The organism is Candidatus Neomarinimicrobiota bacterium (genome assembly GCA_022560655.1).
In the GTDB taxonomy this organism is placed as follows: Bacteria; Fidelibacterota; Marinisomatia; order SCGC-AAA003-L08; family TS1B11; genus JADFSS01.
Map to the genome: position 1 here is coordinate 1 of JADFSS010000068.1, position 10,578 is coordinate 10,578.

The window sequence follows — 10,578 nt, forward strand, 5'->3', positions numbered from 1 at the left end:
GTGCAGGAGCACACCATCGTTGGAATCGATGATCTGCACATCTTGGACTCCTCGCAGGTCGCGCGGAATCTGGCCAGTGGCGGTAGCAAGACTGGTAATTCCCAAGGCGCGGTAACCGCTGTAGGCGTTCCAGCGCTGGTTGAACTGATAATTGAATCCAACGTTGAGTTCGGCCATCAGCGCAACATCGGTTTTGTTGGAAGTCACGTCGAATTCCGCGCCGTTGTTTGGACCGTTATTGACAAACGCGGTGCCGTCGATGTTGTAGATGCGCGAGCGGTGGTTGATCACGTTGGCATACACGCCAACCTTGGTTCCCACCGAGAAGCTCAAGCAATTGTTGAGGAAGTACTGGCCGTTACCGATTATTTGTGCACCGATCAAGTTGTTGTCGACATCCACATCGTAGTTAATCTGGTTGGTGCTGTCGTCGAAGACGATTCCAGTGCCGTTTTCCTTGGCCGAGAATTGCAACTTCTCGTCCACACGGAAATACCGCCCACCGAAGCCCCAGTTGTAGGTGATCCGCGAGCGGCAACCGACAGCACTGCACCCCGTGTAGTTCCAGACGTTGAATTCAACATTATGAATATCAAAGTCGCGGCGAAGACGATGGGCGTCGGCATTGTCGACCCAGTCACCGACGACCGTTGGAACTCCACCAACGTTGATCGACAGTTGGTCGAAGTTCAGGATCGCATTCAGCGCACCGTTGACGTTCACGTCGATCAGGACGGATTCCTGTTGGAATGGAAAAATTCCCCAATAGACGATTTCCCAAGCATTTTGACCAAGATTGAAAAAGTGACCAATGCGGGCTTCGAAGCCACCCACCCATTCCATTTCCACTTCTTGCACGTCCAGCAGTTGAATGTGCTCGGCCGCATCGCCGAAGCGCTGCGAGTTACCCTATCGCCGTCTGAATCGGCTCGGCTCGATCGCCAACCAACCCAAAGCATCGAGGCTTATAATTTCTATCTCAAGGGGTACCATTTCTGGAACAAGCGAACGGGACGCGATCTGCGTCTTGCAAAGAATTTCTTTCAGCAGGCCATCAATGCCGATCCCCTCTACGCCCAGGCATATGTGGGGCTGGCCGATACCTATAACCTCATGGATCAATACTCCAATGTATCCAGGGATGAAGCATTCCCGAAAGCAAAGGGGGCCGCGCTAAAAGCATTGGCGATTGACCCTGGCCTCGCAAAGGCTCACACATCCCTGGCCTATGTGTTGCAAAATTATGCCTGGGACTTCGCCGAAGCGGAGCGTGAGTACCTGATCGCGTTAGAGCTGAACCCCAATTACGCCACGGGCCAGCAATGGTATGCTGAGCTCCTTGCGTTTCTGGGAAGGTTTGACGAGGCTATCCCTCATATTAATGCTGCCCATGAACTGGATCCTCTCTCGCCCATAATCGCCGCGGTGAGATCTTGGATTTACTACTGCGATGAGCAGTACGTGACTGCCAGACAGCAGTTCGAGAGTGCATTGGACTTGCATCCCGGCTTTCCTCTGGCTACCGGTCTGCTCACGCTTCAGATGTTACAGACTGGACAGATTGAGGAATGGCTAGACTTGCTGGCGGAAGATCACTCCCGGTACGGCCCGACTCTGAAACAGGCCGCTGAGTTACGTCTGATCTGGGAACAGTATGGACTGGAGGCTCTAATCCTGGAGACCGGCTTAGCCTCCAAAGTATTTAACGCAGAGGGCTCCAATCTATTCGCAAAAAGTGTGGCCAGAATAATTGCCCAGGACGCTGAAGGTCTGCTGGCCCAACTCGAGGAAGGGTTCGAGGCACGGCTATTTTCCATACTCTTCCTGGCCGAAGCCGACCCCGGGGTACGGGCACTTATGGCCGATGATCCCAAGTATCGTGAACTCCTTACCCGCATGGGGCTGGATTAACACCCGGCCAGCCCACACCTTTGCAAACGGTGCCCGGAAACGAGGCCGGCTATACTAGAGCGGTGATACTGAATATCTTTGACCTCCCAGGGCCGGGAGTCTACGCATCTGGTGAAGGAGCGGCAGCAGGCCGGGTACCACCCAGTGATCTGCAAGGGCGAGGATCAGGCAGGGTGGGAGGTACCCACTCATACCTGCATCGCTCGCCTGGTTACGCCTCGATAGACCAAGTCCATCAAACGGTGCTGCTCAGGTAGCTGATGTTGGAGAGCCGGCAAGGAGGCCACCCATGGCACGACGCATAAGCGGGACGTTCGAGGACCCCGATCACGTTGAGACGATTGCCGAGGTTCATACGGAAACCCTGGAAATTGGTGACATGACCATCGGACGAATTGTCACCCCGCCTGGCTGGCGGTGGTCCACCCACATCCGCCCCATCGTCGGCACTGAGTGGTGTGAGTACCGGCACATGGGATTTGTGCTCTCGGGAGCGATGACAGTCTCCCTGGCCGACGGCACGACCCACGAGCTCACTGCGGGCAGCGCTTACAACATCCCGCCGGAGCATGACGCGTGGGTGGTGGGCAATGAGCCGGTGGTGGCGCTCGAATGGAAAGGGCTGCGTGAGTGGCTCCAGCCCCGGCACGGCGAGCGGGTACTCGCAACCTTGATCTTCACCGACATTGTCGATTCCACGGTTCGGGCCAGGTCGTTGGGTGACCGTGCCTGGCGGGCGCTGCTTGCGAAGCATGACGAGACGGTGCGCCAGGTCTTGGCAGAAACGCGCGGGTATGAGGTGAACACGACCGGAGACGGCTTCCTTGCCCGTTTCGAAGGACCTGCTCAGGCACTGGACGCCGCCAAGCGGATTCGGGAGCGGGTCGGTCGCCTGGGACTCGAGGTCCGGCAGGGGCTGCACATTGGGGAAGTCGAGCTCCTTGGGGGCGACCTAGCCGGACTTGCCGTGCACGAAGCTGCCCGCATCGTAGCCGAGGCCCAGCCTGGCGAAGTTCTCGTCTCCGCAATCGCCCGCTCCCTTGCGGAGGGCGCAGGATTCTCGTTCGAATCGCGCGGCACACGGACCCTCAAGGGCATCCCAGGGGCGCGGGAACTGTTTGCGCTAATGCCCTAACTCAGGTGTTTTAGAACATCGCATGTGATCCCGCCGCCCTCTGCGGATAATTAGCCGCCCAGGACCCTCGTCTGCATGGCCATTTGCGCGGCGAGGAGGTTGGGCAGCAACACTGTCTGGCTCGCAACCCAGGGCCACAAAAATGACTTGCCCAGCTATGGCCAGCCGTCTATCTTTTTAGTGCGTTCTGCCGGCTAACCACGCCACCACGATGGAACTACCGGCGCTACCTGGCACTCCCACAATGCAGGCGAACACTTAACGATGACTGCCGCCGCCGCCAACAGAACCGGCGCTCTCACGGCCCTTGCCATGGTGGCATTTGCGGCCAACTCGCTATTTAACAAGGCGGGCTTCAGCGGGAACACCATCGATGCCGGCAGTTTTGCAATTTTACGCCTCATATCGGCGGCGGTGGCCTTGGCCGCCATCGCCACCCTGCCGGGGCAAACGCGCCCGACACGGACGAGCGGCAGCTGGCTTTCGGCCGGATTCCTGTTCGGTTACGCCGCGGCATTCTCATTTGCCTATGTTGAACTCAGCGTCGGCACCGGGGCCCTCATTCTCTTCGCCGCCGTGCAGCTGACCATGCTCACAGCAGCCCTCTGGAGCGGAGAGGCGATTGGCAGTTACCAATGGCTGGGGCTGGCCGCTGCCTTTGGCGGGCTGATCATCCTTTTATTTCCCGGACTCACCGCACCACCCGTAGGGGCCTCCGTGCTGATGGCGATGGCCGGAATATCGTGGGGTTTCTATTCCCTACGAGGGCGCGGCTCTGAAAATCCACTTGGTGATACCGCCGCCAATTTCATGCGGTCGGTTCCCTTCGCCCTCCTGCTCGCCGTAGCAAATGCAGGCGCGATGCACCTCACCCGCCCGGGAATCACCTTCGCACTCCTGTCGGGCATTCTCGCGTCTGGAATCGGGTACACGATCTGGTACAGCGCATTGCGGGGCTTGTCTGCGACCCAGGCAGCAGTTGTGCAGCTGACCGTCCCCATTATCGCCTCCGTGGCAGGGGTGCTGTTGCTCGCCGAAGCGGTGACGGCCCGGCTGGGAATAGCAACGGTGGTGATCCTGGGGGGTGTCGCGCTGGCCTTATTGGGGCACAGGCTGAATCCTGGGGTCGAAGGATCGTAGCGACTGGGCTTGCTCGGCGCTGGGGGACGCATTAAACTGCGACGGCCGTACCCTGTTCTGATAAACTCAAACCACACGGGAGCGCATGCCATGCCGGACCATGCCGACTCGTCCTCCGTACTAGACGCAGAGCACGTGATCAAACCACCGGCTGAGTTTAGCGCACAGGCCCACGCCAGTGATGATTCCATCTATGCAGCGGCCAGAAAAGACCGGCTCGCTTTTTGGGCCAATCAGGCCGAAGAACTGCACTGGTTCAGGAAGTGGGACCAGATTCTGGACTGGGACGAGCCCGATGCCAAATGGTTCGTGGGCGGCACGACCAACATAGCCTATAACTGTTTGGACCGCCATATCCTGACCTGGCGTCGTACCAAGGCAGCCATCATTTGGGAAGGGGAACTTGGGGACCAGAGGGTCCTCACCTATTACGATCTTCATCGTGAGGTGTGCAAATTTGCAAATGTGCTGCAGGCTACATTCGGGGTAAAGGAAGGGGATCGGGTGACGATCTACATGCCCATGATTCCCGAGCTGGCCGTGGCCATGCTGGCCTGTACACGCATCGGGGCCGCGCACAGTATCATCTTTGCAGGCTTCTCCGCCGAAGCTATCAGTGACCGCGTGAAAGACTGCGGCTCCAAACTTATCATCACCGCCGACGGTGGTTACCGAAACGGCAAAATCATAGCCCTCAAGAATATCGTCGATGCAGCCATCTCCGCCGCCGGCTCACCCGTGAAGGATGTCATCATTGTTCGTCACATCGGTGACGGGGCAGCCCTCAAGCTGCACGAAAACCGCGACCATTGGTATCACCGTCTCATGGAGGGGGCTTCCGCCCAACATGAAGCCGCCCAGCTGGACAGCGAGGCGCTGTCGTTTCTGCTGTACACCAGCGGTACCACGGGTGAACCCAAAGGCATCATGCACACCACCGGCGGCTACCTCACGGGAGTTACATACACTTCCAAGTACGTGTTCGACCTGAAATCTGACGACGTTTTCTGGTGCACCGCCGATATCGGGTGGATTACGGGTCACTCCTATATCATCTACGGGCCCTTATCAAATGGTGCCACCACATTGATGTACGAGGGAGCGCCCGGCTACCCTGACAAGGATCGCTTCTGGTCGATCATCGCCAAGCACGGCGTGACTATTTTCTACACGGCCCCGACGGCGATCCGGACGTTCATGTCCTGGGGCGATGACTTCCCCCGCCGCCACGACCTCTCATCTCTGCGCCTGCTTGGAACCGTGGGAGAGCCTATTAATCCCAAGGCGTGGAAATGGTACCACAAAGTTATCGGCAGCAGCCATTGCCCCATTGTTGACACCTGGTGGCAGACGGAGACTGGGAATATCATGATCTCTCCCCTGCCGGGCATTACCGCTACAAAACCGGGCTCAGCCACTCATCCGTTGCCGGGTATCGAGGCTGAGATTGTCGATGAAAACGGTGCGCCGGTGGCAAGAGGTGCAGGGGGGCTGCTCATTATTACCTCACCCTGGCCGGCCATGCTGCGGGGCATCTACGGTGATCCGGAACGCTTCAAGGAGGTTTACTGGAGCCGGTTCCCCGGAAACTATTTCACTGGCGACGGCGCCCAACTCGATAAGGACGGCTACTTCTGGATACTCGGCAGGGTTGACGACGTGATCAACGTTTCCGGCCATCGCCTGGGCACCATGGAAATTGAGTCAGCCTGCGTCGATCACCCTGCCGTATCGGAAGCAGCGGCCATCGGTATCGATCACGAAATCAAGGGATCGGCCATTGTGGTATTCGTCAGCCTGACTGCAGCGCACGCGGGGAATTCATCACTGGGGGAAGCTATCCGGCAGCATGTCGCCGCGAAAATCGGCGCGTTCGCAAGGCCGGAAAAAGTGATTATCACCCAGGAACTTCCCAAGACCCGCAGTGGCAAGATCATGCGGCGTCTGCTACGTGATATCGCGGAGGGCAAGGCCATCGGCGATACGACCACCCTGGCCGACAGTAAGGTCATCGACCGTCTCAAGGCTAAATACGAGCAACGGGAGGGTTAGATCTTCTACTGCCCTCATAACCGCCCCTGCAACCGAGCATCTGACGGCCGGGAACCACTGGAGGGATCCTGGCTTCCGAAAATGATCCTTTTCATTAGCATTCAGCTGACTGAAATTCATGCCATTACAACCAGCTATCAGTATTGATGGAGGCCGATGGTGGAGCAGCTTTTTCGAACATCGCATGAGCCTAAAACTCTTGAACTTGAGCGCACAGATGACGGACGATTGCGCCTTCTCCTTACGCTCAAGAAATTGGGCTATGAAACTAAACTAGAGTATTTTCTCGATGAGGAGGAGGCCAAACAGTTAAGTGCAGCGTTAAAGCGCTAAGGCGCATGATAGCGCCTGGCTCGCGCGGCACGTCGGGGACAAGCGCTCATGCCGGGTAATTCGGTCACCATACCAGGTAAACCAACGATACTGTTAATCGATGGGTCGCGTAACCTGGAGGGATGGGAAGCCGGTTTCTGCGAGCGGCTGTTCAAGACACTGCTGCGCCGTGGAATCCAGCTGGCAACCGAGGTCCCATTGCGAGCCGAAAAACCGGGCGAGATTGTTCCCCGCTTAGACCCGGATGACGGATTCAACTGTATACTTCTGCTATGCCATGGTGCGGGAGAGCGTGTATCTCAGGAAGCCAAGCTCAGCAGCTATTGGGAGTGGCTTAACCGCTATCCGTGGCAGAGTCCCAAACTTTTTGCGGCTTTGACCTGGCAGAGCTATGACCCCCATGCAAGTCGCGATATTCTGGAGTCATCGAACAGCTTTGCCCCGGTGGCGCTGGCCCCCACTGCTTCCGTAACCCCCCGCTTGGGGGGACTCTTTTTTGTGAAATTCTTTGTGGAGTTGCACTTGCATTCATTGGACTCCATTTCCGGCGGTATGGCGAGATTTTCTTACGCCAAGGCCAGGCACCTTTTGGAACGGCGAGGATTAAGTGACGCGGTGGGCTTTCGGGGTTAGCTCAAGCCGTATGGGAGTCACATCGCAGCAATGCAGCCCATAGGGGCGGGGGTAACAAAACAATAAAACAAGGTAGTTTGATGGAGTATCAATCAAGGACAGGAGGTGTTCTTACATGGCGCGAATCTTAATCATATCAACTCACGGCTCAGAGGATCCCACGCGAGCAGGTTTGGCATTTTTCCTGGCTCAAGGTTCAATTGAGGCGGGACACGAGCCGGAGGTGATACTTGCAGGCGATGCGAGCGTGTTGGCGAGGAAGGTGGTATCCGATAGTGTCCTTCCTGTGGGTATCCCCCCACTTAAAGATTTGATTCAGAGCGCATTGGAGAATAATGTACCTATTTACACCTGAGGCGCGTGTGGCAAGGCCCGGGGGGTCTTGGATGAAGACCTGGAGTGGTTAAATTCAAGGTGGATTACTCCGAAAGAAGTAGCGCAATTAACAGTGGATGTGGATCGCGTGATAACGTTGTAGTACCTGGCCTATAAAGCAACGACATGATAGGGGCACAAGGAGCCGGCGGTTGTCCGTTGCCTTGTTGTTGGTCCTTACTTCACTGGACGGTAGATTCGGTTAGCAAGCGTTTATCATCATTAAATGACTCCCATCCACCGAAATAGCCTAGACCCCGAATCAGTCATTGATTGCGTCCGTTGGCATGCCACCACGTAAACGGAAGAGAGCTGAGCTAGGTCGATTATCTGAACCGCACCTCTCACAAAATCAGGAAGTTGAATTCGCCAGGGGCGTTGCGCTCTTCAACAAACAGCAATATTATGAAGCGCACGAGGCGTGGGAAAACGTCTGGCGAGATATGTCGGATAAGCAAGAGGATGACGCCGAAATAATTTTTCGTGGTCTTATACAGTTCACGGCGGGACTGCATTTGTTTTCCATCGGCAAGTTGGAAGGGGCGATGAGGAATCTCCTCAAGGCAAAAGAAAAATTGGCCTTGTACGATAAGCCATTTTTGGGCATCGATTTGAACGGATTGGTAGCAACGATTCCATCATCCGTCAACGCGCCACAGGAACCATCCGGCTACCAGATTCTGCTTGCAGTCAAGCATGAAAACTGAAGGCTCCGCGCCTTTTTCTTGAGCAACAAGGCGCCGAGTAGGTATTTAGATCGCCCTAAACACGGGGCAGTCGAGGGAGATCGCAAATGCAACTGTTGAAGGATATGAGCTGCCAGGCCTGCCGCAAGGACTCACCCCGGGTCACGGAGGAGGAGATCCAGGAGCTGCTGCCCAAGTTGCCTGATTGGGCGCTGGTGGAACGTAGCGGCATCCCGAGGCTCGAGCGAGCGTACAGGTTTGAAAATTTCGCGCAGGCCCTACTGTTCACCACTGGAGTGGGCCAGCTGGCGGAGCAAGAGGGACACCATCCGGCCCTCTTGACAGAATGGGGTAAAGTAACGGTAACCTGGTGGACGCACGTCATTCACGGCCTGCACCGCAACGATTTTATCATGGCAGCCAAGACGGATGGATTGTACCCGTAGCCGAGGATGTGTCAGCGGCAGGAACTGGAATCCAACAGATCACACCCGGCTCTGGGTTGGGTGCCTTGCCGGTGCCATGGCGGTATGGAACGCAAGCAGCGCCGACGCGTACTTCCCACAGTGGTCGATGAGCCGTTACCGCATGGTCCGAATGCCTGAGGTCATAGAGTAACCCGGCAAGTCCTGCCAAGCATTGCGGTTGCGACTCCCAGGGTCGCGGTCAGGAGCTGTTGACCTGCTCCCCCCATCCGCAAGGCCATTTGAAGCGGGCTAAATGCATATCTGGAACTTGTAAATAGGACGTTAATGGTCGTATATTCAGGCACCACCGGGGACTGTCGTGGAAGCGATTGATATTCAGTCTTTTATAGAAGTGTAGTTGGATGGTGGCAAAGCACAAATGAGTGCTGACCAGCGTACTGGCAGCTGGTGGACAACCGGCAATTCGGATATACGGAGGTCTCAAGAGATGAGTCTTGCAGAGCAGATTAAACTCGACATCGAAACCACCCCCATCATCTTGTATATGAAGGGCACCAAGGAGCAACCCCAGTGCGGCTTTTCAAACGCGGTGGTCCAGGTGCTGGATTTCTATGGGGTGGACTATAAGGACGTGAACATATTCGAGGACCCCGAAATTCGGGTGCGTCTATCAGAGCATTCCAACTGGCCTACGATCCCGCAACTTTTCGTGAACGGAGAACTGATCGGCGGGGCCGATATCGTCATGGACTTGCACAATAAGGGGGAGATGATCACCGTCCTTGAGCCGGCGCTGATATCGCCATCCCAGTCCTGAGGGCTTTTCGGTCAACGCGGGGATGCTGAGTCGGTCTGCACGGACTCCTGGCGGCGTGCCACACTACTCCCGGCGATGCTTGGCTGCGGCTCGAGATGCACCCCGTGGATGGGTGTCCTTAAGGTCTGCCGCGGACTAGCGCTATTGATCCAGGCGGGTTGGGCTCGTTCGGCTCGAGGTCGCCCCGGACCTCTACGGGATATGCCGAAGAGGTCCAAGTGGAGCCTCCTTCCGGCAGCGCAGGGAGCAGATTCAGCGCGCTTATCAACGAGAACTTAAATACCGGGCCTGGTGATCAAAGAGGAAGAGGGATTGGATGGAAGTGAGACCCAATAATACAGAGCGCATCACCAATATGGGCCTCTTCGAGCTGGTTGGGAAAACCCCCCTGGTTTCCATATTGATATTCTCCGGTGAATACCCCGCTGCAACGGTGTCGGCGAAGGCGGAATATCTGAATCCTGGGGGTTCCTTAAAAGATAGGCCCGTCGCAAGGATGCTGCTGAATGCTCTCAAGCGGGGCCAGTTAAATGATGGCAAAGTGATTCTGGACTCGACTTCAGGTAACGCCGGCATCGCTTATGCCATCTATGGTCAAGCTCTTGGATGCCAGGTGGAGTTGGTGATCCCTGGGAATGCCAGCAGAGAGCGCCTGATGCGTATCAAGGCACATGGGGCCAAAGTGATATTGACCGATCCTCTAGAAGGCTACGATGAAGCATTGCGGGAAGTTCAGCGCCGATTCATCTCCTGAAAAGTACTATTTTGCGAACCAGTACGGAAATGACGACAACTGGCTGGCCCATTACGAAACAACGGGAGCGGAAATTGTATCGCAATCGCCGGATCTAACGCACTTTGTAGGTGGGATCGGCACCGGTGGTTCCGTGACAGGCATTTCGCGAAGATTGAAGGAGCACAATCGGAATGTAACCATCGTCGTCGTCAAGCCCGAGCGCTTCCCCGGAATCGAGGGGCTCAAACCTTTGGGCGAGGCCGGCGATGTGATCCCCGAAATATTGGACGAAACATTCATTGATGAGTACGTGGATATAAGTTCCGAAGCAG

11 protein-coding genes and 1 pseudogene are annotated in these 10,578 nt (G+C 56.3%); 11 read left to right on the top strand and 1 reads right to left on the bottom strand.

What is annotated here, in order from left to right:
- Window positions 1–858 (bottom strand): BBP7 family outer membrane beta-barrel protein (locus tag IH971_09270; protein ID MCH7498028.1); only part of this gene is annotated, 858 nt, incomplete at its 3' end.
- Window positions 859–873: 15 nt separating this feature from the next.
- Here IH971_09270 and IH971_09275 point away from each other — a divergent pair.
- From IH971_09275 to IH971_09325, 11 genes and pseudogenes are all read left to right on the top strand, one after another.
- The gene (locus tag IH971_09275; protein MCH7498029.1) at window positions 874–1,911 is read left to right on the top strand and encodes a hypothetical protein; all 1,038 of its coding nucleotides are present in this window, start codon (window positions 874–876) and stop codon (window positions 1,909–1,911) included.
- 289 nt (window positions 1,912–2,200) lie between these two features.
- Window positions 2,201–3,046 carry a hypothetical protein gene (locus IH971_09280; protein ID MCH7498030.1) on the top strand — a complete coding sequence of 282 codons (846 nt, stop codon included), beginning with the start codon at window positions 2,201–2,203 and terminating at the stop codon, window positions 3,044–3,046.
- A gap of 264 nt (window positions 3,047–3,310) precedes the next feature.
- Window positions 3,311–4,186, top strand: coding sequence for a DMT family transporter (locus IH971_09285; GenBank protein ID MCH7498031.1), 876 nt, complete (start codon window positions 3,311–3,313; stop codon window positions 4,184–4,186).
- Between the two features lie 90 nt (window positions 4,187–4,276).
- Window positions 4,277–6,238, top strand: coding sequence for an acetate--CoA ligase (gene acs / locus IH971_09290; GenBank protein MCH7498032.1), 1,962 nt, complete (start codon window positions 4,277–4,279; stop codon window positions 6,236–6,238).
- A gap of 156 nt (window positions 6,239–6,394) precedes the next feature.
- On the top strand, window positions 6,395–6,571 hold the full coding sequence (locus IH971_09295; GenBank protein MCH7498033.1) for a hypothetical protein: 177 nt from the start codon (window positions 6,395–6,397) through the stop codon (window positions 6,569–6,571).
- A 48-nt stretch (window positions 6,572–6,619) separates the two neighbouring features.
- Window positions 6,620–7,204, top strand: a complete 585-nt coding sequence (locus tag IH971_09300; GenBank protein ID MCH7498034.1) for a hypothetical protein — start codon at window positions 6,620–6,622, stop codon at window positions 7,202–7,204.
- 115 nt (window positions 7,205–7,319) lie between these two features.
- Window positions 7,320–7,559 carry a DsrE family protein gene (locus IH971_09305; protein MCH7498035.1) on the top strand — a complete coding sequence of 80 codons (240 nt, stop codon included), beginning with the start codon at window positions 7,320–7,322 and terminating at the stop codon, window positions 7,557–7,559.
- A 289-nt stretch (window positions 7,560–7,848) separates the two neighbouring features.
- Window positions 7,849–8,286: a DUF309 domain-containing protein gene (locus tag IH971_09310; protein ID MCH7498036.1), complete on the top strand. Its 438-nt coding sequence runs from the start codon at window positions 7,849–7,851 to the stop codon at window positions 8,284–8,286.
- A gap of 86 nt (window positions 8,287–8,372) precedes the next feature.
- Complete coding sequence (locus IH971_09315) at window positions 8,373–8,711, top strand: 4a-hydroxytetrahydrobiopterin dehydratase (GenBank protein ID MCH7498037.1); 339 nt, start codon at window positions 8,373–8,375, stop codon at window positions 8,709–8,711.
- 469 nt (window positions 8,712–9,180) lie between these two features.
- Window positions 9,181–9,510: a Grx4 family monothiol glutaredoxin gene (gene grxD / locus IH971_09320; protein ID MCH7498038.1), complete on the top strand. Its 330-nt coding sequence runs from the start codon at window positions 9,181–9,183 to the stop codon at window positions 9,508–9,510.
- A 355-nt stretch (window positions 9,511–9,865) separates the two neighbouring features.
- Window positions 9,866–10,578 (top strand): annotated as a pseudogene (locus tag IH971_09325) (pyridoxal-phosphate dependent enzyme).